Genomic DNA, 21,354 nt, shown 5'->3' on the forward strand with positions numbered 1-21,354 from the left:
TCGAGATGACCAACGGAGGTGAAACAGCGATGCGCATTCTCAACCACGAGATCCCCTCAGCAGTAGGCCAGACCGTCACGGTGGCCGGCTGGATCCATCGAAGACGACGGCTGGCAGCCGTCAGCTTCCTGGTACTGCGGGACCGCTCCGGCCTGAGCCAGATCGTCGTCAAGACGCCGGAAACCCAGGCCCAGCTGGACGAACTCGGCGAGGAGACCGTCGTCCAGGTGACCGGTACGGTCGCCGCCAACCCACAGGCACCGGGTGGAGCCGAGATCGTCGACCCGGTGATCGAGCCGCTCACCGAGCCGGCCGAGACGCCGCCGATCGAGCTGTGGCGCCCGACCGTCGGAGCCGGCCTGCCGGTCGTGCTCGACAACGCCCCGGTCGCCCTGCGCCACCCGGCGATCCGGGCCGGCTGGGAGGTCGGCGCGGCCGCCCTGCACGGTTACCGCAGGACGCTCGACAGCCTCGGGTTCACGGAGATCCAGACGCCGAAGATCGTCGGTACCGCGACCGAGTCCGGCGCGAACGTGTTCGCCCTGGACTACTTCGGCGGACCGGCGTACCTGGCGCAGTCGCCGCAGTTCTACAAGCAGACGATGGTCGGCGTGTTCGAACGCGTCTACGAGGTCGGCCCGGTCTTCCGGGCGGAGCCGCACGACACGGTGCGGCACCTGGCCGAGTACGTCTCGCTCGACGCGGAGTTCGGCTTCATCCAGGACCACCGCGACGTGCTCGCAGTACTGCGGGACGTCATCGCCGGCATGCTCGCGGCGGTCGGCGAGCGGGCTCCGACGGCGCTGGAGCGACTGGGTGTGGAGCTGCCCGAGATCCCCAGCGAGGTGCCGATCCTGCACTTCAGCGAGGCGCTCAAGCTGGCAGGGGCGGACCCGGACGAGCCGGACCTGTCCCCCGCCGACGAGCGGGCGATCGGCGAGTGGGCGCTGCGCGAGCACGGCAGCGCGTTCGTGGCGGTCGAGGGATACCCGATGGTGAAGCGGCCGTTCTACACGCATCCGCAGCCGTCGGACCCGCGCTGGTCCAACTCGTTCGACCTGCTGTTCCGCGGCGTCGAACTGGTCACGGGCGGGCAGCGGCTGCACCGGTACAGCGAGTACGTGGCGGCGCTCGAGGCTCGCGGTGAGTCCGCAGAAGCCCCGGCGTACAGCTCGTACCTGCAGGCGTTCAAGCACGGGATGCCGCCGCACGGCGGCTTCGCGATCGGCCTCGAACGCTTCGTGGCCCGGCTCACCGGAGCCGAGAACGTCCGCGAGGTCACGCTGTTCCCGCGCGACCTCCACCGCCTCACGCCGTAGTACTGGCCGCGGTTCTTGTTCCTCCTCGGCGTCAACGCCGAGGAGGAACAAGTCGACAGCCGTCCGGCAACTCGCCGGTCCAGCATGGATGATGTGGGGATGCTGAGTGAGGTGGAGCGGGCTGTTCTGGCCGCGGTTGACGACAGCTTGGTCGTGGACGAGTTGCGCGAGTTGGTGCAGATCCAGAGCGTGGACGGTACCGCGGGTGAGAGTGCGGCACAGGTTTGGTGTGCTGAGCGCTTGCGGGGGCTGGGGATGGAGGTGGATCACTGGGAGATCGATCTGCCGACCGTCACCGCTGACGCCGACTTCCCGGGGATGGAGGTCGAGCGGACCGAGGCGTGGGGCTGCGTCGGCGTCCTGGGCGGCGACGCCACCCCAGGACTGGTGCTCAACGGCCACGTGGACGTCGTGCCGCCCGGCGACCTGGCGCTCTGGCCGGACGGGAATCCGTACTCGGCGCGAATGAGCGACGGGATCATGTGGGGACGCGGGACGTGCGACATGAAGGGTGGCGTGGCCGCGATCCTCGGCGCGGTGGCCGCGATCGTTTCCGCGGGCATCACCTTGCGGAAGCCGCTCGCCGTGCACACGGTGGTCGGCGAGGAGGACGGTGGCGCCGGGGCGTTCGCGACCTTGCAGAGGGGTCATGCCGGCGAGGCGTGCCTGATCGCCGAGCCGACGGCCGGCGGCGTCATCCCCGCCAACGCCGGCTCGCTCACCTTCCGGCTGGAGATCCCCGGACTCGCGACGCACGGCTCGACCAGGACCCGCGGTGTCAGCGCGATCGAGAAGTTCGAGCTCATCAACCGGGCACTGGCGGACCTCGAGGCCGAGCGCAACCGCGACCCCCATCCCCTGCTGAAGCACCTCGACCTGGCGAACCCACTGTCCGTCGGCATGATCCACGCAGGCGACTGGGCCAGCACTGTCCCCGACCTCCTGATCGCCGAGGGCCGGTACGGCGTACGTCTGGGCGAGCCGGTCACCGCCGCCCGGCAGCACTTCGAGCGGACGATCGCCGACGCGTGCGCCAAGGACGACTGGCTGCGCGATCACCCGGTCAAGGTCACCTGGCCCGGCGGGGTGTTCGCATCCGGCCTGCTCCCTGAGGGCGATCCCCTGCTCGAGGACACCCTGCAGGCGGCCACCGACGCCGGGGCGAGCGCAGTACCCGAGGTGAAGGGCGGGCCGTACGGTTCGGACCTGCGCCTGTACGCCGCTGCTGGGGTCCCCACGTTGCAGTACGGCCCGGGTGACGTCCGGTACGCGCACGCCACCGACGAGCACGTCGTCCTCGCCGAGGTCCTCCACTGCGCCCGCGCCTACGCCCTCCTCGCCGTACGCCGCTGCGCGTGAGCGGGGCTCCCCTAGACCCCGGTGGTAGAAAGTGCGCATGAATCCGCTGCGTGGGCGTTCGGCCGAGCTCGGCCGGCTCCTGGACGCTCTACGCGCAGCGGAGCACGGCGAAGCCTCCCTGACCGTGGTGACCGGTGAGCCCGGCATCGGCAAGTCCGCCCTCCTACGGGCTGCCAGTGAGCAAGCCGAGCGCCACGGCATCCTCCTGGCCACAGCAGCAGCTCACCAGACCGACAACATCAGTCCTCTGTCCTCCCTGGCTCCAGCCCTCCGCGCCGGTCCCAACCCGCTGATCAGCACCGACCACTTCCTGGAACTGGCCGCCCTCAACGGCCAGCCCCTCTGGCTCGCCGAGCGCCTCGCAGACCTCATCGGCCGCCGCCTGGACGGTGAAGCGGCACTGATCGTCCTGGACGACGCCCAGTGGTCCGACCCCCTCACCGGCTTCGTACTACGCATCGTCATCGCCCGGCTGGCAAGCGCGAAGGTGATGTGGTTGCTCGCCACCCGTCCCGTCCCCGGCGGAGTGACCGACCAGCTCATCGACGCCGTCCAGGACCAGGTCCCGGTCCACGCGCTCCAACTGGCTCCCCTCAGCACTGAGGCCGTCCTGGAGTTGGCCGCCGACCGTCTCGACGGCCCACTCGACCCAGCGCTCTCGGTACGCCTCGGCGGAGTCCAGGGCGTCCCCTTCCTCGCCGAGCAACTAGTGGCAGGCCTCTACCTCTCGGACCTCCCCGACGGCCTCGTCGAAGGCGTCCGCCGCAGAACAGCCAGTACCACGGACCTGTGCCAGGCACTCCTCAGAACAGCTGCGGTCTTCGGCAGCGAGTTCCGCCTGGAGGATGTCGCCGAGCTCATGGGCGAGCCGATCGCCAGGCTGTCCCCTCCTCTGGACGAGGCGATCCGCGCCGGTCTTCTGGCTGACGGCGGTTCCACCCTCACGTTCCGGCACGAGCTGCTCCGGTCGGCAGTACTGGCCGATGTGCCACCGTCTGCTCAGCGGGCGCTCCACAGGGCGATTGCCGACCAGCTACTCGCCAGCGGGCGTGGTCCGGCCGCCGCCGCACCCCACATCCTCGCCGTGGCCGCCCCTGGTGATGCCACAGCGATCAGCACGCTCCGACAGGCGGCTAGGGAGCTCCTGGCGACCATGTCCATCACTGCGGTCTCGGTGATCCAGCAGGCCTTCGAGTTGACCCCAGTCGACAGCCCATTGCGTGGGGACGTCGGCGAGGACGTGGTGACGATGCTGCTCGTCGCTCGCCGCTTCGACGACGCCCAGGCCTTCGCCGAAGACCTGCTCGGCGGGACCGCCCTCTACCGATGTCCGGTCACCCCAGACCTCAGGGCCTCGATCCTGCTACGGCTGGCCCCAGAGCAATGGGCGACCGGCCGGCTCGACCCGAAGGACCTGAACGTCGAGGGCGCAACGTCCCACTTGGCCGAGCGGCTCGCGGCGTACCGGGTGCTGGCCGGAGTACAGGAGCCGTTCGAGACGGAGGATCCCGTCGCCAACGGAGTCCAACTGCTCGCCGCCGGGGAGCGTGCGCGGGCGGAGGGCCGGTACGGCGACGCCAGTGATCTCTACGCGAAGGCGAGAGCCGCGACCCTCGACGAGGTCGGCAGCCACCCGGCCATCTGGATCGAGCTGGCCGAGTTGTTCTGCCTGGCTCGGACGGATCGGCTCGAGGAGGCACGCACCCGGCTGCAGGGGTTGCTGAGCGTGGGCGACTCCTGGGTTGCGCCACAGCTCTCGGTACTCCGAGCCCAGCTCGAACTCGCCGCGGGCAATCTGCCCGCAGCCGCCGAGGCCGCCACGACGGGTCTTCGGTGGATGGCGGAGATCCACGACCACTCCTCGGAACCGATCGCCCGGCAGGTGCTCGCTCTGGTGGCGCTGCAGAAGGGCCACCTGTCGGAAGCCCGCGAACAGGCGGCCGGCGACGAGCAGATCAGGGCGCTCCTGGCGATCGCGGACGGCGATCCGGCCGCCGCCACCCGCCTTCTGGATACTCCGCGGGACTTCCCCGAACGGCACGAACAGCTCATCCATGCGGCCACCGCCACCAAGGATCCCCGGATCGCCCAGAATGCAGCGGCGCTTCTCGCCGACCAGGCGGCCGCCACTCCTTCGACGCACTTCCGGGCGGCGGCTCAGTTGGTTGCCGCTCACAACGATGCCGATCGCCCACGCCTCTCGCAGGCTGTCGAGCTGCTGCGCGAAGCCCCCAGGCCGTTGCTGCTGGCAAAGGCGGAGGAGCTTTACGGTCTGGCCGAGCTCGAGGATGGCGACCGGGCCACTGCGGTCGCCGCCCTGGAGCACGCGCTCGACTCCTTCACCGAGCTCGGCGCCACCGCGCAGGCGAGCCGGGTCCAGGCTGTGCTGCAGGCGGCCGGAGTACGGCGACGTCGGTGGGCCGCCGTACAAGCCCGGCCCGAGACCGGGTGGGAAGCGCTCACGCCGATGGAGCGCCGGGTCGCTCTCCTGGTCGCGGAGGGGCACACGAACCGCTCGGCCGCCGAGGAGCTGGTCGTGTCGGCGAGCACGGTCGGCACGCATCTGCGGGCCGCCTTCGGCAAGCTCGGGGTCAACTCCCGCGTCCAGCTCACCCGTCTCGTGCTCGAACGGTTCGCGTCTCCCCCGAACGCATGAGTTTTGGGTGCACCTGCCCGGCCGGCGGGCCCCGGGACGGGTGACAAGTTCCGCTGTTCGGTCGATCTGCGTACACACCCTTTCGAGGTTCTCTTGCGGTGTTGGAAAAACGGCACCACCAAGAGAACCGAGGAAGAACGATGAGTGAGACAACCCTGACCGTCGTACTGGTCCATGGCGCGTTCGCCGACGCGTCGAGCTGGTCCGGCGTGATCTCGGAGCTGAAGAGCCGCGGCATCCCGGCCATCGCGGTCGCGAACGAACTGCGCGGACCGGGCCTCGACGGCGCCCGGGTCGCCGCCCAGGTGCGGGAGATCGACGGCCCGGTCGTCCTGGTCGGCCACTCGTACGGCGGCGCGGTGATCACCGCCGCGGCCAACGCGGCCGACAACGTCACCGGCCTGGTCTACGTGGCGGCCTTCGCTCCCGACGAGGGCGAGAGCCTGCAGGATCTGCTCGGCAGCTTCCCGGCGAACGACTTCGCCTCCGGCCTGGCCCCGCACGTGCTGCCTACCGCCGACGGTGGCGAAGAGGTGTTCCTGGGCCTCAAGCTCGACCTCTTCCACCAGCTGTTCGCCGCTGACGTGACCGCCGAGGAGGCACAGATCATGGGCCGAACGCAGCGCCCGATCGCGGCGGTCGCCTTCGAGGAGAAGTCCGGTCCTGCCAGCTGGAAGCGGATCCCGTCGTACACCCTGGTCGCGACCGGCGACGAGGCGATCCACCCTGACGGGCAGCGCAAGATGGCCGCCCGCGCGAACGCCACCACGATCGAGGTCGACGGCTCCCACGCGGTCGCCGTCTCCCAGCCGAAGGCCGTCGCCGCCTTCATCGCGAGCGCGGTCGAGGGCGGTGCGGCCCGATGAGCGCCCGTCGACCCACCCGTCGGCACCTCCTTGCCGCGGCCGCCGGCATTGTCCTGCTGGCTGCAGGCACGACCACTGCGACTGCGGCTGTCCAGAACTACGACCACCCGAAGCCGACCGTCGTCCTGGTCCACGGCGCCTTCGCCGACGGCTCCAGCTGGTCCGAGGTGACCGGCCGCCTGCAGCGTGACGGGTACAAGGTCGTCGTCCCGGCCGTCCCGCTCCGGGGCATCGCCAGCGACGCGTCGTACCTGTCCGGCGTACTGGCCGGGATCAGCGGTGCGAAGGTGCTGGTCGGTCACTCGTACGGCGGTGCGGAGATCACCCAGCTCGCGGACACCACGGGTGTGCAGGCACTCGTCTACGTCAACGCCTTCATCCCGCAGGCCGGCGAGACGCTCGGCGCGCTGAACTCCCAGTTCCCGGGCAGCCAGATCGGGCCGGATACGACCGACGTCATCGCGTATGCCGGCGGTGCCGACCTGGCGATGAAGCCGGGCTCGTTCCCCGGGGTGTTCGCCGCGGATCTGCCCGCCAAGGAGGCTGCCTCGCTGGCCGCCTCGCAGCGACCGGTCGCCGCCGCGGTGTTCGGCGAGCCGATCGCCAAGTCCGCGCCGGCCTCGATCCCGAAGTACGCGCTGGTCAGCACCGGCGACAAGGCGATCCCGCCGGCGGCCGAGCGATTCATGGCCGAGCGCGCCGGGGCGACCGTCGTCGAGGTCAATGCCTCGCACCTGGCGATGCTCTCCGAGCCGGGCACGGTCACCACCCTGATCGAGAGGGCCGCCAGCCGCTGAAGCTCAGCGACTGAGAACCACCTGACGCCGCGCAGTCCCGTACCTCGGGCTGCGCGGCGTGGTGCTGTTCGGAGGATCACGCCGCACTCCGGAATAATTACTGCGTGACAGATAGTTGTGTTTCGCATGCGTATTGACATCTGGTCCGATGTGGTCTGCCCCTGGTGCTACATCGGCAAGCGACGTCTCGAGCAGGCGCTGGCGGAGTCCGGCGACCAGGCCGAGATCACCTGGCACAGCTTCCAGCTCGACCCGTCATCCACCAACGACGACCCGCGGGACCTCGCCGAGCGCCTGGGTACGAAGTACGGGCGTGGCCGTGAGTGGGCAGTGCAGGCAAACGAGCACGTGACGTCGGTGGCCGCGGAGGCCGGCCTGGAGTTCAACCTGCAGGACGCGAAGGCGGCCAACACCGTCGACGCTCACCGGTTGATCCACCTGGCTCGCGAGCTGGCGGAGTCCGGCGAGAAGGATCTTCACGGGCTGCTGAAGGAGCGGCTGTTGAAAGCGTACTTCACCGACGGGCTCCCGGTCGGCGACCACACCACCCTCACCCGCCTCGCGGTCGAGGTCGGCCTCCCCGAGGACCGCGTCACCGAGGTGCTCGCCGGTACGACGTACGAGGCCGAGGTGGCCGCGGACCAGGCGCAGGCCCTCGCGTACGGCGCGAACGGGGTGCCGTTCTTCGTGATCGACGAGAAGTACGGCGTCAGCGGCGCCCAGCCGGTCGAGGTCTTCCAGGAGGCCCTCCGCCGGGCCAACGCCGACCGGAAGCGGGTGACCCTGATCACCGCTCCCGGCGCCACGGACTCCTCCGACGCCGCCTGCGGCCCGGACGGCTGCCCGATCTGACCCGCCTGACCGCCCACCGGGCCGTAGTGTTCCCGGCGGGCGGTTCGGGGGTGGGTACAAGACACACGGGGCACCTGGTGACCCCAAGGCATTGCCGGACCAGGTATGAAGGAGACATGACTGTCGTGCGCGCACTGGCCAGGCCGTTGCTGTCCGCCATCTTCGTCGTCCAGGGCGCCCAGGCGATCCGGGACCCGGAGTCGCACGTGGCGAAGGCGAAACCCGTCGCGGACCGCTTGGTGCCGATGATGAAGAAGGTCGCTCCGGCACAGGTGGGAGACCGCATCCCCGAGAGCACGGTGAACCTGGTACGCCTGAATGGCGCCGCCCAGGTTCTCGGCGGTCTCGCGCTGGCGAGCGGCAAGGGCCGCCGCGTCGGCGCGGTACTGCTGGCGGGTTCGCTGGTGCCGACCACGCTCGCCGGGCACTCGTTCTGGCAGGAGTCCGACAAGCCCGCGCGGGCGGCGCAGCGGATCCAGTTCCTGAAGAACCTCGGCCTGATGGGCGGCCTGCTGCTCGCCGCCGTCGACACCGAGGGCCAGCCCGGCCTCGCCTGGCGGGCGACTCACGGCGCGAAGGTGGCGAAGCGGGAGACCAAGCGCGGCGCGAGGCTGGCGAAGCGCGAGACCAAGCAGCTCGCCAGGTTCGCCCGCCGAGAGGCCAAGCTGGCGGCCCGCACCGCGAAGGCCGAGCTCCCCTTCAGCTGACCGGTGCTGTGGGCGTTCCCGCTAGGCTCAGGGCAGAAGTTCGCCCGACGAGCCGAGGAGTGGGATGGGAACGCAGCAGGGCTGGCCGGCACCGCGAGCCGAGGGACCGGTCACCGGCCGGGTCACCGTGCCCGGGTCGAAGTCGATCAGTAACCGTGCGCTCATCCTCGCCGCGATCGCGGACGGCCCGTCGACGCTGACCGGCCTGCTCGCCGCCCGTGACACCTCGCTGATGCGGTCCGCCCTGGTCTCCCTCGGCGTCGGCATCACCGAGAAGGACGGCCTGGTCATCGTCACCCCCGGCTCTCTCAAGGGCCCGGCGAGCGTCGACTGTGGACTCGCCGGCACCGTGATGCGGTTCGTGCCCCCGGTCGCCGCGCTGGCCGACGGCGAGGTCGCCTTCGACGGCGATCCGTACGCCCGCGAGCGCCCGATGGACGTGATCCTCGGCGCTCTGCGCACCCTCGGAGTACAGATCGAGGACCAGGGCACCGGACGGATGCCGTACTCCGTGAGCGGGTCCGGCGCGGTCCGCGGAGGAACGGTGACCCTGGACGCGTCCGGGTCGAGCCAGTTCGTGTCGGCCCTGCTGCTCGCCGCAGCGCGGTACGACGAGGGCGTCGACATCCGCCACGACGGCAAGCCGGTCCCCTCCCAGCCGCACCTCGACATGTCGGTCGGGATGCTCCGCGAGCGGGGCGTCCAGGTGGACGACAGCGAGCCGGACCGGTGGGTCGTTGCCCCCGGCCCCATCCGGGCCCTGGACACCGCGATCGAGCCGGACCTGTCCAACGCGGCCCCGTTCCTGGCCGCCGCGGTGATCTCCGGCGGCTCGGTCACCGTGACCGGCTGGCCGGCCGAGACCACCCAGCCGGGTGATCACCTCCGCGAGATCTTCACCCGGTTCGGCGCGGAGGTGTCCCTGTCCGCCGACGGGCTGACCGTGCGAGGGACCGGGCGGATCCAGGGGGTCGACCTGGACCTGAGCCAGGTGGGTGAGCTCTCGCCGGTCATCGCCGCGGTCGCCGCCCTCGCCGACGGCCCGTCGTACCTGCGCGGCATCGCGCATCTGCGCAACCACGAGACCGACCGGCTGGCCGCGCTCGAGACGGAGATCAACGCGCTCGGCGGCGACGTCACGCAGACCGCCGACGGGCTGGAGATCCGGCCGAAACCCTTGCACAGCGGGCTTTTCGGCACGTACCACGACCACCGGATGGCGCACGCCGCCGCGGTACTCGGGCTCGCGGTGGACGGCGTCGAGATCGAGAACATCGGCACCACGGCGAAGACGATGCCGGAGTTCCCCGACCTCTGGACGGCGCTGGTCGGCTGATGTCGCGGTACGACGAGGAAGCGAAGTACGACCGGCCGAAGCGCCGGACCCGGCCGCGGACGAAGGACCGGCCGGCGTACGACGACGCCGTCACCGGGTTCGTGATCACCCGGGACCGTGGGCGCTACACCTGCTGGGTCGGCGAGTCGGATCGCGTCGTGACGGCGATGAAGGCCCGGCAGCTCGGCCGCAAGGGTGTCATCGTCGGCGACCTGGTCAAGCTCGACGGCGACGCCACCGGGGACGAGGGGACGCTGGCCCGGATCGTCGAGGTACTGCCCCGCAAGACTCTGCTGCGCCGGTCCGCCGATGACGACGACCCGATCGAGCGGCCGCTGGTGGCGAACGCGGACCAGCTCGTGATCGTGGTCGCGGTGGCGAACCCGGAACCGCGGACCCGGCTGATCGACCGCTTCCTGGTCGCCGCGTACGACGCCGGCATGCGGCCCTTGCTGTGTCTGACGAAGACAGATCTCGCGGATCCGGATCCACTGCTGTCGATCTACCGGCCGCTGGGGGTGGAGTCCGTCGCCACCCAGCGCGACGGGGATCTCAGCGAACTGGCCGAGCAACTCCGGGACCGGACCAGCGTGATGGTCGGGCATTCCGGCGTCGGCAAGTCGACGCTGGTGAACGCGCTGGTGCCGGGCACGAACCGGGCGATCGGCGTGGTGAACGACAACACCGGCCGCGGTCGCCACACCTCGGTCAGCGCGTTGCTGCTGCGGTTGCCCGACGGCGGGTGGATCGTCGACACGCCGGGGATCCGGTCGTTCGGGCTGGCGCATGTCCAACCGGATCAGCTGATCAACGCCTTCGGTGACCTGGCGGACGAGACGCGCGACTGCCCGCGCGGCTGCACCCACTCCGAGAGCGAGCCGAACTGCGCCCTCGACGTAGCGGTCGCCGAGGGCCGGGTCGACGCCGAACGCGTCGCCTCCTTCCGGCGCCTCCTGGCCAGCCGCGAAGGCCGCGACCTGGAAACCACCTGATCCCGGGCGCCCCAGCAGATTGACCAGTTGCCCAGGGCCCGGACTTCCGGGGCTTACTTCTTCGGGAGCTGGCCGTTCCAGACCGCCCTGGCGCCGGCGTCACCGGTGCGGATGGTCTGCCAGATGACCAGGACGCTGATCACGACCAGCGCCGCACTGACGACGAGCTCCAGCGGCCTGCTCCTGGTTGCCTTGGCCCCCTTACCGCTGGCCAGCGAGGACGGACCTCCGAGCACCAGGAACGCCACGATCGCGACCACCGCGAAGATCAGGCAGTACCAGAACAACAGCCTGCCGCGGTTCTCGTGCAGCTGGACGATCGGCTGCAGCTCGGGGATCGCCGCCACGAACGCCTCGCCGCTTTGGCGGGCGACATACGCGAGCACCAGCGAGCCCAGCCCCAGCAACAGCGTCGGCCAGCGCAACAACCACCGCCACTTGGGCACCACCGCGAAGACGATCGCGGTCAGCGCGCTCACCGGTAGCACCACCACTGCCGCGTGGATGACCAGCACGTGCAGCGGCAGGTCTCCGAAGCGCTCGAACATGAGGCCTCCTGCAGTCGTCGTTGTCTGACACTAACTGCACGTTCAACCACGACCGATGGTTCAACCGCGCCCGAGACCGACCCGCAACCTTCACCACTTCTACACCACCCGCACCTCGTCTACACCACCCGAACCCCGGCAGTTCCAGACACGGTCCCGCGGACGCCCGTCACTCACCAACCTCGCACACAGGCCGTCCCCAGCGGCGATCCACGCCGGACGCCTCGAGCATCCGGCGGGGCGGTGGGTGGTGGCGGTGCGTGGTCCCGGCTCCTCAGTGGGCGGGCGGCAGGTTAGCCTTCCGGCATGCCCTCGCATACCGACGACTTGCGGCTCGCGCACATCCTTGCCGACGACGCCGACTCCACCACCATGGACCGCTACAAGGCGCTCGACCTCCACGTCGCGACCAAGCCGGACCTCACCCCGGTGAGCGAGTCCGACCGCAAGGTCGAGGACGTGATGCGCAAGACGCTGGCCCGGGCCCGGCCGCGGGACGCGTTCGTCGGCGAGGAGGAGGGCACCACCGGCTGGGGCATCCGCCGCTGGGTGGTCGACCCGATCGACGGCACCAAGAACTACATCCGCGGCGTCCCGGTCTGGGCCACCCTGATCAGCCTGATGATCGAGGACCAGGTCGTCGTCGGCGTCGTCTCCGCCCCCGCGCTCGGCCGCCGCTGGTGGGCGTCGTTCGGTGACGGCGCGTGGACCGGCCGCGCCCTGATGTCCGCCCAGCCGTGCCGGGTCAGCGACGTCTCCGACATCGGTGACGCCTCGCTGTCCTACTCGTCGCTCAAGGGCTGGGAGAAGCTCGGAAAGAAGGACCAGTTCGCCGGCCTGATGGATTCAGCCTGGCGCACCCGCGCGTACGGCGACTTCTGGTCCTACATGCTCGTCGCCGAAGGAGCCGTCGACATCGCCGCCGAGCCCGAGCTCAACCTGTACGACATGGCCGCCCTCGCCATCATCGTCGACGAAGCCGGCGGCAAGTTCACCTCGCTCGACGGAACCCCCGGCCCCAACGGCCCCAACGCCGTAGCCACGAACGGGCGGCTCCACGACGAGGTACTCGAGCGGCTCAGGTAGGGCGGCGAACCTCCACGCCATCAAACGCACGCTCTTCCCCGCGCGTCACGCCTGGGCCATCCCACCGCGGAGGTCGATTGATGGCGTGGAGGTTCGCCCTACAGCGGAGGTTCCTTACCCATGTGCGCCTCCACCGCCACCTCGAAGTCCCGGCGAGCGGCGGGGAGCGAGTTGTACCAGCCGGCGGAGAGTTGGAGTAGCTGCCAGAGTTCGTGGAGCTCGTTCGGGGTTGTGGCGTAGGGGAACTCGACCTGCTGGAAGGGTGGCATGCGGAGGGCGAAGTGGCCGATTGCCAGCAGTTCGGCGGATTCGCCGTAGAGGCGGACCTGGCCACGGCCTCCCTTGCGCCCCAGTGCCACCACGAAGTCCTGGACGTCGATCGTGGTGACATCCCGGTAGCCCTCGAAGCGCATGGGATCGCTCGGGGCGTCGTACACGAACAGCGCGAGGATGAAGACCGGGTACGTCGGCAGGGACCGGTACGCCGCGACCGCGAGGGACTCGTCGGCGGCGACGGCTCGCGCGAGTTCGGCGCCCTCGGCGTCGGACATGCCCGCGAGCTTCACCAGCATCGTCGGCTCGTCCTCGACCGCGAGCACGAACGGTGTCATCGGCGCGATGGACGGCGCGATGTGCTCGTCGCAGGCGGTGTAGGTCCGCACGGTCATCCGCTCGGCCACCACCTGAATCTCCGGCGTCACCTCGACCCGCGGCAGTTCGATCGTGCCGAGATCGAAGTCACCGGTCGCATCCACGCCGATGGGCTCGGCGCTCAGGGTTTCGGCGCTCAGGGGTTCGGCGCTCAGGGGTTCGGCATCGGGTTTGGCGTTGCGGCGTTTCCTCGAGAACAGTCCCATCCCTCGATCCAACCCCATCGGGGTGAACGGAGTCGCCAGGTTGCACCTTCAGGACACCGCCCTTCCAAGGTGCGGCGAGCGGCGGAACGCAGTACCGACAGGTCGGGTGACCTAAGGAACCCCTGATCGCCTAAAGTGACCACTGGCCCACACCCGATCGGAAGGACTGTCGCGATGGTCGACGGAGGCGCTCAGGGCAGTGGAGACATCGCGGTTCCCGGGGTGGACACCAGCAAGCCGAGCATCGCCCGGACCTACGACTACCTGCTCGGCGGCAAGGACAACTACGCCGTCGACCGTGCGCTCGGCGACAAGTTCATCAACGACCTGCCCGGATCCCGGGCGATCGCCTTCGACAACCGCGGCGCCCTCACCCGGGCGGTCCGCGAGATCGTGACGAACACGCCGGTCCGCCAGTTCGTCGACCTCGGCAGCGGCCTGCCGACCGCGGACAACGTGCACCAGGTCGCCCAGCGGTACGCGATCGGCTCGAAGGTCGTCTACGTCGACAACGACCCGGTCGTCCTCGCCCACGGCCGCGCGCTGCTCGCCGAGAACGAGAACACCAGCGTCTTCCAGGCCGACCTCCGCGATCCCGAGGCGATCTACGAGGGCAAGGAGACCCGCGCCCTGATCGACTTCGACCAGCCGGTCGCGGTCATCCTCAGCGCGGTGCTGCACCACCTCAACGACGACGAGGACCCGGCCGCGATCGTCCGCTTCTGGCACGACCGGATCCCCTCCGGCAGCTACGTCTTCATCAGCCACTTCCGCAGCGAGAACGACCCCCGCAGCGCCCAAATGCAGGAACTCCTCCAAGGCTCCCTCGGCCGCGGCCGCTGGCGCACCGACGAAGAGATCCTCGCCCTCTTCGGCGACGGCTTCGACGTCCTCCCCCCAGGCCTGGTCCCCGCCGCAGAATGGCGCCCCACCGAACCAGTCGACGATCTGACCGACTGGGAACGCCTGATCGCGGCGGCGCTGGCCGTTAAACCCTGAGCCCGTACTCCGACGCCGCGATCCCCAGGCGACCCGCACCATTCTCACCGGAGCCGCGACCCCGGCTTGACATCGTGGCGGATGAGCGCGATCACGGTGTCGACGGTGCGGTCGAGGTGGCTGCGGCCGTCGGCCAGCTGGGCTGTGGGGCTGATGTAGCTGCGCGGCCCGACGTGGGTGGCCGGGTCGAGCCTGTGCACGGTGACCTTCCCGGCGCGTAGCGCCCGGTTCCATCCGGTACGGCGGAACAGCCGCCAGCGCTGGGGGAAGATCCAGGTGCCGACCCGCTCGATCCGGTCGCTCGCACTGGTGAGCTGATACAGGTGCTGCGCGTGAGTGAGGTCGTTGGCGCCGTTATGGAATGCACCGAGCAGGATCAGCAGGAGCGGAGCGCGTAGCTGGGTGTGCAGTTCGTCGACCGCACCAGTCGCGACCTGGGCACCACCGCTGTAGCTGAGCAGCACAACGGGGATGCCGCTGCCGGGCCGGTAGCCGGCGAGCCGGAGCTGCGTGGCGATCTGGTTGCCGACGGCCCGGTTGTAGAGGGGCCGGTACCGGCTGTCTGCGGCGACGAAGGTCTGCATGACGTTGTGCAGGAAGAGCAGCAGCCCGGCGCGACGGCGCAGCCATGCCCACACAGGTCGATCAGCGAGCGGGTCGGCCAGCGGCGAGTAGGGCTGCACCTGGCCTAGTACCCGGAGCTCCGGAGCTCCGGCGATCAGGGCCTTGACCAGCAAACCGCCGTCCCGGGTGTCACGGGCGCGGCGTTTGCCGATGCCGTCGAGATAGACCAGGTAGGCAGCCGGAGGTCTGTCAGCGGCCGCACCCCGGGCATAGGGCACACCTTCGGGGAGCTCAGTGGTAACGGCCCGCCATCCGACGCTGTAGACGAGTACTTCGTAGCGGGCCAGCAGAGCTTCGACGACGAGAGCCAACCCGAGGCCGATGATCCAGGGCAGGAGGTTGTTCATGCGATCGGCTCCGGCACTCTGATGGTCAGGATCGTCGCGACCAGGCGCCGTACGAGCTCGACCGAGACGGCCAGCCCAACTCCGGCGACAGCTACGCAACCGGCGGCGACTCCCCAACCCAGCCCGGTGGCCGCCGCCAGCGGGCCGGCCAGACCGGCCCCGACTCCCACCAGGAGCAGGAGGTGGAGCAGGGGCCCGAGCCGCGGAAACGCGAGGATGCCAGCGAGCAACAGTGGAGCTATCAGGCTGGGTGTCCAGACCAAATCGGATGCGTCGGGCGCCGCAGTCGGTAGCAGTCCGGCGAGGGTCGACGCGGTCAGCGGCCACAGCGCGATCACAGCGCTCTCGATGAGAGCGCCGGCCAGCAGCAATCCGACCACAAGAGTCCGCGATATGCCGGGCCGGCGCGCTACCAGGGGCAGGACGCGTCCGGCAGCCTCTGACAGTCCGGCGAACAGCAACAGCACGACGACGGGCGACATCGGTCAGCCCCGCGAGGGATCGCTGGGAGTCGACCGGCCAACCGAGCCGCGCGCCGGCAGGTAGCGCTCGAGTTCGTCGGCGGCGCGTTGGAAGCCACCCGCCTCGCGTTGGGCGAGTTTCAGGGTGGTCGCGGCTTCCCGGAACTTGCAGTCGGCGAGCAGGCGCCGCGCGAGGGCATGCACTGTGCCCTCGGCAACTTCCTGGGTGCGGATGGACAGGCCGGCTCCGAGTTCGACGACGCGCGCGGCCACCATCGGCTGGTCGGCGCTCTCTCTCACCACGGCCGTCACTGGATCGGTTCCCTAACTAGGACCGGGCGGCCACCCGATCTGTGACACCGCGGGAGCGTCACGGATCGGGTGGCCGCCCGGTCCTAGTGGTGACCGCGAAGAGAGCCTCATCACAAAAGTCAACGCCGGTTGATTTTTAGCCGAGGCGAGATCTACCGTCTAAGTCAACGGGCATTGACAAATGGCTGCCCGGGGCCACTCGACGATTCGCCATCTCACCTGCCACGGAGGAGAAGAGGTCATGACCCAGTTGCGTACCCGGCCGGCAGAGAGCGCCATCCGCGGACGCGCTTCCCGTGCCGGACTCCGCCGGTTCGTCGAGAAGTTCGCCGACGAGCATCCGCCGTTGTCGCTCGATGCCGCCGACCTGACGATCCACGACCCCGACCAGGTTCGCCGCCGGTACGGCGGGGTGTTCAACTACCTGACGCGGGTCGAGCTCGAAGTCGAGCGGAACGTGCTCGAGTTGCGCGCTCTGATGCCCGACGCCACCGAGACCGACCGGTTCTTCTACCAGGATGTGTGGTCGCCTCAGGAACTCCAGCACGGCATCCTTCTCGACGCGGTCCAACAGGGCTTCGGGATGACGCCGGGGCCGACTGACCTGGCCGGGGTGAGCGCCAGAATCCGGCTGGTCGGGGTGCTGTCGCATCTGCCCGGCATGCTCGGGGTTGTCCGGCTGCTGTACTACCTGACCGGCGCGGCCACCGAGCGGTCGGCGGTGATCGCGTACTCGCGCCTGGTCGACGGACTGCGCAGGATGGGCGAGCGGGCGATCGCGGAGACGGTCATCGCACCGATCAAGCGCCAGGAGCCGGGGCATTTCGCGTTCTACCGGATGTCGGCCGAGTCGCTGGTACGGGAAGAAGGGCTGAGCGACTGGCAACTCCAGCTCGCCCGGATCCTGCGCCGCAGGTCGTTCGAGCTCGTCGGCGTGAACAATCGCCGGCAACGAGCAGACTTCGGCGACGTCGCCCGTGCCCTCGACTTCGACCGGGACCTCCTGGACGTCGCCCGGCAGGTGAGCCTGGTGGAACGCGAACTCCTCTGGGCCCAGCACCAGGGGATGAAGATCCCGAAGTACATCCTGGCCGCACTCGAGAACGCAATCGTGACTAGCCGGGCTCGAGCGTGTTGAGGCGGCCGGTCAGGTAACGCTGCACCGTCGGCGCCATGTCCGCGACCAGACCGTCCGCGTCGCGATCGGCCATGTCGGGCAGCCGCAGAACATAGCGGGTGAGGGCGAGCCCCAGCAACTGGCTGGTGACCAGGCTGGCCCGCCGTGCAGCCTCCGACTCTGGTACGACGGCCGCCACCATCCCGCGGACCTGACGAAGGAAGACCTCTTGGAGGCGCGCCGCCGCCGTCTCGTAGGTCACGGCGGATCGAAGCAGGATCGGGAGCGCGTCGTACTTCGCCTTGCCCTCCCACAGGCCGAGGAAGTGCCGCAGCAGCACCTCGCCGCGACTGTCGGCGTCGACGGCCCGAAGGTCGGGCAGCTGCAGGTCGATCTCGACCACGGTCGCGAACAGCGTTTCCTTGTTGGTGAAGTACCGCAACACCATCGCCGGATCGATCTGTGCCTGCGCGGCGATGGCGCGGATGCTCGCACGGTCGTACGAGTGCTGCGCGAACTGCTCGCGCGCAGCCGCGAGGATCGCCAGCCGGGTGCGATCGGACTTCTTCAGACGGGCTTCGACCGGCACGACTTGTCCTCGGACAGAAGACCGCGAGGTGGGTGCAGTGCGCACTGGGGGGCAGCGAGGCCCTGGGCGATCATCAAGGTCGCATCCTCCCGAGCGGCGAGTCCGATGGAACGGTCGGCGGGTTGTGCGCGGCGACGGCACGAGCATAACGGAAAAGTCAACGCGAGTTGATATCGGCCCACCCGGGGCCAAGACCGCCTCCCCCTTGGAGGATGTCGTGTCAGCGTGAGCCTCTATTCCATGCTCCGCGCAACCAGTTCGGCCAGGTCCAGCAGACGGCTGGTGTAGCCCCATTCGTTGTCGTACCAGCCGAAGACCTTGACGATGTTGCCGTTCGCCTGGGTGAGCGGTGCGTCGAAGATGCAGGACGCAGGGTCGCCGATGATGTCGTGCGACACGATCGGATCCTCGTTGTACCGCAGCAGCCCTTTCAGATGGCTCGAAGCCGCGTCGGCGAAGGCCTGGTTGACCTGCTCCACGGTGACAGGTCTGGCCAGCTCGACGACCAGGTCCGTGAGCGAACCACACTCGACCGGGACCCGCACCGCGACACCGTCGATCTTGCCGGCCAATTCCGGGATCACCAGGCCGACCGCCCTGGCCGCGCCCGTGCTCGTCGGGATCAGGTTCACCGCGCCCGACCGTCCACGGCGCAGGTCCTTGTGCGGCGAGTCCAGGAGCACCTGGTCGTTGGTATAGCTGTGGATCGTGGTCATCAGGCCACGCTCGATCCCGAACGCCCGGTGCAGCACGGACACCATCGGCGCGACGCAGTTCGTCGTACAGGAGGCGTTCGAGACGATTTGATGCTCGGCCGGGTCATAGGTCCCTTCGTTCACCCCGAGCACGAGGGTCGCGTCGACGCCCTTGCCGGGCGCGGACAGCAGCACCTTGCGGGCCCCGCCGGCCAGGTGAGCGGCGGCAGCCTCCCGGGTGGCGAAGCGGCCCGTCGACTCGATCACGAGACCGACGCCGGCAGCCCGCCAGTCGAGAGCGGCGGGGTCGCGCTGAGCCGTCACCCGGATCGTTGTGCCACCGACCGCGATGCCGTCATCTGTGTGACTCACTCGCTCCCGCAACGACCCGTACGTCGAGTCGTACTGCAACAGGTTCGCCAGCGTGGCGGTGTCAGTGATGTCGTTGATCGACACCACCTCGATCGTCTCGGTCCCCCGCTCGAGCGCACCCCGCAGGAAGTTCCGCCCGATCCGTCCGAACCCGTTGATCCCTACTCTCACAGTCATCTTTTCTCTCCTCAGCAGCGAATTGGGCATGGGCGCCCGGGCGTACTACTCCGTTCGTGTCCAGCGCGGCGAGACCTGTTCCCACTCGCGCCCCCAGTCCTGCGCGCGGCGGCGATCCAGTAGCAGCCGCGCCAGCCGGAACAAGCCCCACAGAAACGGCCAAGCGAGCATCAGCATGGTGACTCCGGCCACGACGCCAACAGCAGCGCTGTCGGCGGACTCCCGGGGAGCGCGGACCATCGCTCCGGTCCGGTCGAGCCAGATCGTCAGTTCAGTGCCCGCCTCAGTACCGATCAGGATATCGGCAGACCCCTCTCGCGGGGATCCCGAAGCGTCGAACCACTGGACCCGAGCCCCCGTGGCGATCTGTCCCAGGGTTGAGGGGGTGGCTCTTGCAGTGTCCTCGAGTGTTCGGGCCTGGACCGGTTGTAACTCAGCCCGTCGCCGGGCTGCCGTGTCTTCGGCGCGATTGCGGATCGTCGTACCGAAAGCCACCGCCGCGGGAATCACCAGCTGAGCTGCCACCAGTGCGCAGAGGAGGACCGCGGACTCGAGCCGGTCCGCCCTTCGACGCAACGGATTGCGCCCGAGTCCGAGACGACGGAGCTGCATCAGAACCCACAACTCGCCCCGGCGTTGGGGAGTGGTGCTCATCAGTGCCTCCTCGGTCGACGACGGACGTCCTGCTGCCTGACGTCGCTCTCCAAACAAAGACCGGGTACGCGCCTGGTTTGTGACCGCGCACTTGCCTTCAGAACCTTGATCCCGGCGAAGTCCTCGGTGGTCGCAGCTCGGCGCCACGGCCCGGAGAACGGGCGGCGGAGGAGCGGAGTACTAGTTGGTGGTGTGGCGTTGGAGGAGCCAGACGGAGGGGACGGCGAGGGTTGCCAGGACTATCAGGAGGTGGACGGTGGCGGCCGTAGAGTTCGACCGCTTTGATGCTGAGGACTGCCGCGAGGTAGCCGACGGCCAGTTGGCCGATCGGGCTGGCGATGAAGGAGCCGAGCATGTCGTACGACGCGACGCGGGAGATTTGGTCCAGCGGGATGTGCTGACCGAGCGCGGTCTCCCAGCCGATGCCGAACAACTCGAAGCCGAGGCCGACCAGGAACGCCGCCGCGGCGGTCGTCAGCGTGTGCGGCACCAGCGCCAGGCAGACGAACATCGGTGCCGACACGAGCATGCCGGCCATGCCCAGGCGGAGCGGGTGGCGCGGCTTGACCCGGATCATCAAGATGCCCCCGGCAATCAATCCGGCGCCGAAGCCGGCACTGACCACGCCCAGCCGACCCGGCCGAAGGTGTCGTCCGCGATCACCGCACCGTCACGAACGCGGCGGCGATCCCGTTCACCGCCTCGATCGCGGCCAGCTGCCAGATCCGCGCGTGCCCGGACAGGATCAGGCCGGCGGCGAGCGCCTGGGTCAGGCCGCTGACGGTGTTCGCGACCACCAGCACCAGGCGGCGCGGCAGCCGGTCGGCGATCACACCGCCGATCAGCAGGAACACCACGTTCGGGATGCTCCGGGCGGCCAGCACGATGCCGACCGCGGTCGCCTCGTCCGACACGTCCAGGACGGCGAACACCAGCGCGATCGGGACGATCGAGGAGCCAGCAGCGAGACGAAGCGGGCGCTGACGAAGATTCGGACGTCGCGGTGACGCAGTACTGCGAGGTCGTCGCGCCAGGTCAACCCGTCACCGGACGTGACGGGACCGAGCCGTGGCTGCAGCGGGCGGGGCGGGCAACGGTCACCATCCGCATTCTGCCAGACCTGCCGTTCACGGCCGGATCTCGCTACATTTGGGTATTGGGCTCCGTCGAACAGCAGGAGGCTCCGTGAAGATCAACGACGTATTGCGCGGTAAAGGCAACCAGGTCGTCACCATCTCCCCAGAAGCCACCGTCACCGAACTCCTCGCGCTGCTCGCCGAGCACAACGTCGGTGCGGTGGTGGTGAGTCCGGACGGTAGGTCCCTGGCGGGCATCGTCTCCGAGCGCGACGTGGTGCGGCTGATGCACGGTACTCCGGACGCGGGCGAGGTCCGGGTCAGCGCGATCATGACCTCCGAGGTGCACACCTGCGGTCCGGACGATCACATCGACAACCTGATGCGGCTGATGACGGACCGCCGGATCCGGCACGTCCCGGTCGTCGTCGACGGTTCCCTGACCGGCATCGTCAGCATCGGCGACGTGGTCAAGACCCGGATCGGCGAGCTGGAGTTCGAGCGCGAGCAACTCTCCAACTACATCTCAGGTTGACCTCACCGCCTTCCATCGGTA

Annotated in this window: 23 protein-coding genes; 13 read left to right on the forward strand and 10 right to left on the reverse strand. The window is 69.3% G+C overall.

The annotated features are described in order from the left end of the window. The first annotated feature begins 29 nt into the window (after nt 1-29). The 9 genes from aspS (at nt 30) to rsgA (ending at nt 10,884) form a co-directional block, all read left to right on the forward strand. Nucleotides 30-1,319, forward strand: a complete 1,290-nt coding sequence (aspS, locus tag EV644_RS32245; RefSeq protein ID WP_132193101.1) for an aspartate--tRNA(Asn) ligase — start codon at nt 30-32, stop codon at nt 1,317-1,319. A 99-nt stretch (nt 1,320-1,418) separates the two neighbouring features. Next, nucleotides 1,419-2,678 carry an ArgE/DapE family deacylase gene (locus EV644_RS32250; RefSeq protein ID WP_132193103.1) on the forward strand — a complete coding sequence of 420 codons (1,260 nt, stop codon included), beginning with the start codon at nt 1,419-1,421 and terminating at the stop codon, nt 2,676-2,678. A 37-nt stretch (nt 2,679-2,715) separates the two neighbouring features. Continuing rightward, entirely contained in the window at nt 2,716-5,334 is a 2,619-nt protein-coding gene (locus tag EV644_RS32255; protein ID WP_132193105.1) for an ATP-binding protein, read from the forward strand. Between the two features lie 140 nt (nt 5,335-5,474). Then, nucleotides 5,475-6,200 (forward strand): alpha/beta hydrolase, encoded by a 726-nt coding sequence (locus tag EV644_RS32260; RefSeq protein ID WP_132193107.1) that lies wholly within the window; start codon nt 5,475-5,477, stop codon nt 6,198-6,200. Next, nucleotides 6,197-6,997 (forward strand): alpha/beta fold hydrolase, encoded by an 801-nt coding sequence (locus tag EV644_RS32265; RefSeq protein ID WP_132193109.1) that lies wholly within the window; start codon nt 6,197-6,199, stop codon nt 6,995-6,997. The genes EV644_RS32260 and EV644_RS32265 overlap by 4 nt, the downstream gene beginning before the upstream one ends. A gap of 126 nt (nt 6,998-7,123) precedes the next feature. Beyond that, complete coding sequence (locus EV644_RS32270; RefSeq protein ID WP_132193111.1) at nt 7,124-7,849, forward strand: DsbA family oxidoreductase; 726 nt, start codon at nt 7,124-7,126, stop codon at nt 7,847-7,849. 116 nt (nt 7,850-7,965) lie between these two features. Next, entirely contained in the window at nt 7,966-8,556 is a 591-nt protein-coding gene (locus tag EV644_RS32275; protein WP_132193113.1) for a DoxX family protein, read from the forward strand. A 64-nt stretch (nt 8,557-8,620) separates the two neighbouring features. Further along, nucleotides 8,621-9,892, forward strand: a complete 1,272-nt coding sequence (aroA, locus tag EV644_RS32280) for a 3-phosphoshikimate 1-carboxyvinyltransferase (RefSeq protein ID WP_132193115.1) — start codon at nt 8,621-8,623, stop codon at nt 9,890-9,892. Beyond that, nucleotides 9,892-10,884, forward strand: a complete 993-nt coding sequence (gene rsgA / locus EV644_RS32285) for a ribosome small subunit-dependent GTPase A (RefSeq protein ID WP_132193117.1) — start codon at nt 9,892-9,894, stop codon at nt 10,882-10,884. Before aroA ends, rsgA begins: the two co-directional genes overlap by 1 nt. Nucleotides 10,885-10,937: 53 nt before the next feature. Here rsgA and EV644_RS32290 read toward each other — a convergent pair whose 3' ends face one another. Beyond that, the gene (locus tag EV644_RS32290; RefSeq protein ID WP_132193119.1) at nt 10,938-11,432 is read right to left on the reverse strand and encodes a DUF2231 domain-containing protein; all 495 of its coding nucleotides are present in this window, start codon (nt 11,430-11,432) and stop codon (nt 10,938-10,940) included. Nucleotides 11,433-11,738: 306 nt separating this feature from the next. On the opposite strand from EV644_RS32290, the gene hisN reads away from it, so the two are divergent. Beyond that, on the forward strand, nt 11,739-12,518 hold the full coding sequence (gene hisN / locus EV644_RS32295; protein WP_132193121.1) for a histidinol-phosphatase: 780 nt from the start codon (nt 11,739-11,741) through the stop codon (nt 12,516-12,518). Nucleotides 12,519-12,616: 98 nt separating this feature from the next. Here the strand turns inward: hisN and EV644_RS32300 are convergent, their stop codons facing one another. Beyond that, nucleotides 12,617-13,375 carry a hypothetical protein gene (locus tag EV644_RS32300; protein ID WP_132193123.1) on the reverse strand — a complete coding sequence of 253 codons (759 nt, stop codon included), beginning with the start codon at nt 13,373-13,375 and terminating at the stop codon, nt 12,617-12,619. A 174-nt stretch (nt 13,376-13,549) separates the two neighbouring features. Here EV644_RS32300 and EV644_RS32305 point away from each other — a divergent pair, with 174 nt between their 5' ends. Then, nucleotides 13,550-14,374: an SAM-dependent methyltransferase gene (locus EV644_RS32305; protein ID WP_132193125.1), complete on the forward strand. Its 825-nt coding sequence runs from the start codon at nt 13,550-13,552 to the stop codon at nt 14,372-14,374. A gap of 44 nt (nt 14,375-14,418) precedes the next feature. Here the strand turns inward: EV644_RS32305 and EV644_RS32310 are convergent, their stop codons facing one another. From EV644_RS32310 to EV644_RS32320, 3 genes are read right to left on the reverse strand one after another with little or no spacing between them, the layout of a single operon-like run. Further along, nucleotides 14,419-15,345 (reverse strand): hypothetical protein, encoded by a 927-nt coding sequence (locus EV644_RS32310; protein ID WP_132193127.1) that lies wholly within the window; start codon nt 15,343-15,345, stop codon nt 14,419-14,421. Further along, entirely contained in the window at nt 15,342-15,827 is a 486-nt protein-coding gene (locus tag EV644_RS32315) for a hypothetical protein (protein ID WP_132193129.1), read from the reverse strand. The genes EV644_RS32310 and EV644_RS32315 overlap by 4 nt, the downstream gene beginning before the upstream one ends. 3 nt (nt 15,828-15,830) lie before the next feature. Then, entirely contained in the window at nt 15,831-16,109 is a 279-nt protein-coding gene (locus EV644_RS32320) for a hypothetical protein (protein WP_132193131.1), read from the reverse strand. 250 nt (nt 16,110-16,359) lie between these two features. Here EV644_RS32320 and EV644_RS32325 point away from each other — a divergent pair, with 250 nt between their 5' ends. After that, complete coding sequence (locus tag EV644_RS32325) at nt 16,360-17,256, forward strand: GTP-binding protein LepA (protein ID WP_132193133.1); 897 nt, start codon at nt 16,360-16,362, stop codon at nt 17,254-17,256. Here EV644_RS32325 and EV644_RS32330 read toward each other — a convergent pair. From EV644_RS32330 to EV644_RS46725, 5 genes are all read right to left on the reverse strand, one after another. Further along, nucleotides 17,234-17,824 (reverse strand): TetR/AcrR family transcriptional regulator, encoded by a 591-nt coding sequence (locus EV644_RS32330; RefSeq protein WP_241999072.1) that lies wholly within the window; start codon nt 17,822-17,824, stop codon nt 17,234-17,236. The genes EV644_RS32325 and EV644_RS32330 overlap by 23 nt on opposite strands. Before the next feature lie 233 nt (nt 17,825-18,057). Next, nucleotides 18,058-19,068 carry a type I glyceraldehyde-3-phosphate dehydrogenase gene (gene gap / locus EV644_RS32335; RefSeq protein ID WP_132193137.1) on the reverse strand — a complete coding sequence of 337 codons (1,011 nt, stop codon included), beginning with the start codon at nt 19,066-19,068 and terminating at the stop codon, nt 18,058-18,060. A gap of 45 nt (nt 19,069-19,113) precedes the next feature. Beyond that, a complete protein-coding gene (locus EV644_RS32340) occupies nt 19,114-19,722 on the reverse strand; it encodes an Rv1733c family protein (RefSeq protein ID WP_132193139.1) in 609 nt (202 codons plus the stop codon). Nucleotides 19,723-19,819: 97 nt separating this feature from the next. Then, complete coding sequence (locus EV644_RS46720) at nt 19,820-20,299, reverse strand: MFS transporter (RefSeq protein WP_241999074.1); 480 nt, start codon at nt 20,297-20,299, stop codon at nt 19,820-19,822. Between the two features lie 82 nt (nt 20,300-20,381). Beyond that, nucleotides 20,382-20,654, reverse strand: coding sequence for an MFS transporter (locus EV644_RS46725; RefSeq protein ID WP_241999076.1), 273 nt, complete (start codon nt 20,652-20,654; stop codon nt 20,382-20,384). A 253-nt stretch (nt 20,655-20,907) separates the two neighbouring features. Between EV644_RS46725 and EV644_RS32350 the strand changes: the two genes are divergently transcribed. Continuing rightward, complete coding sequence (locus EV644_RS32350; protein ID WP_132193141.1) at nt 20,908-21,333, forward strand: CBS domain-containing protein; 426 nt, start codon at nt 20,908-20,910, stop codon at nt 21,331-21,333. Nucleotides 21,334-21,354: the final 21 nt, after the last annotated feature.

Source organism: Kribbella orskensis (genome assembly GCF_004342085.1).
In the GTDB taxonomy this organism is placed as follows: Bacteria; Actinomycetota; Actinomycetes; order Propionibacteriales; family Kribbellaceae; genus Kribbella; species Kribbella orskensis.

Coding starts and splice junctions, on each gene's coding strand:
- EV644_RS46720 (WP_241999074.1), bottom strand. CDS start 20,299: ATGATCCGGGTCAAGCCGCGCCACCCGCTCCGCCTGGGCATGGCCGGC.
- EV644_RS32305 (WP_132193125.1), top strand. CDS start 13,550: ATGGTCGACGGAGGCGCTCAGGGCAGTGGAGACATCGCGGTTCCCGGG.
- EV644_RS32255 (WP_132193105.1), top strand. CDS start 2,716: ATGAATCCGCTGCGTGGGCGTTCGGCCGAGCTCGGCCGGCTCCTGGAC.
- EV644_RS32315 (WP_132193129.1), bottom strand. CDS start 15,827: ATGTCGCCCGTCGTCGTGCTGTTGCTGTTCGCCGGACTGTCAGAGGCT.
- EV644_RS32340 (WP_132193139.1), bottom strand. CDS start 19,722: ATGAGCACCACTCCCCAACGCCGGGGCGAGTTGTGGGTTCTGATGCAG.
- rsgA (WP_132193117.1), top strand. CDS start 9,892: ATGTCGCGGTACGACGAGGAAGCGAAGTACGACCGGCCGAAGCGCCGG.
- EV644_RS32250 (WP_132193103.1), top strand. CDS start 1,419: ATGCTGAGTGAGGTGGAGCGGGCTGTTCTGGCCGCGGTTGACGACAGC.
- EV644_RS32265 (WP_132193109.1), top strand. CDS start 6,197: ATGAGCGCCCGTCGACCCACCCGTCGGCACCTCCTTGCCGCGGCCGCC.
- EV644_RS32310 (WP_132193127.1), bottom strand. CDS start 15,345: ATGAACAACCTCCTGCCCTGGATCATCGGCCTCGGGTTGGCTCTCGTC.
- aspS (WP_132193101.1), top strand. CDS start 30: ATGCGCATTCTCAACCACGAGATCCCCTCAGCAGTAGGCCAGACCGTC.
- EV644_RS32275 (WP_132193113.1), top strand. CDS start 7,966: ATGACTGTCGTGCGCGCACTGGCCAGGCCGTTGCTGTCCGCCATCTTC.
- EV644_RS32325 (WP_132193133.1), top strand. CDS start 16,360: ATGACCCAGTTGCGTACCCGGCCGGCAGAGAGCGCCATCCGCGGACGC.
- EV644_RS32270 (WP_132193111.1), top strand. CDS start 7,124: ATGCGTATTGACATCTGGTCCGATGTGGTCTGCCCCTGGTGCTACATC.
- EV644_RS32260 (WP_132193107.1), top strand. CDS start 5,475: ATGAGTGAGACAACCCTGACCGTCGTACTGGTCCATGGCGCGTTCGCC.
- gap (WP_132193137.1), bottom strand. CDS start 19,068: ATGACTGTGAGAGTAGGGATCAACGGGTTCGGACGGATCGGGCGGAAC.
- aroA (WP_132193115.1), top strand. CDS start 8,621: ATGGGAACGCAGCAGGGCTGGCCGGCACCGCGAGCCGAGGGACCGGTC.
- EV644_RS32300 (WP_132193123.1), bottom strand. CDS start 13,375: ATGGGACTGTTCTCGAGGAAACGCCGCAACGCCAAACCCGATGCCGAA.
- EV644_RS32290 (WP_132193119.1), bottom strand. CDS start 11,432: ATGTTCGAGCGCTTCGGAGACCTGCCGCTGCACGTGCTGGTCATCCAC.
- hisN (WP_132193121.1), top strand. CDS start 11,739: ATGCCCTCGCATACCGACGACTTGCGGCTCGCGCACATCCTTGCCGAC.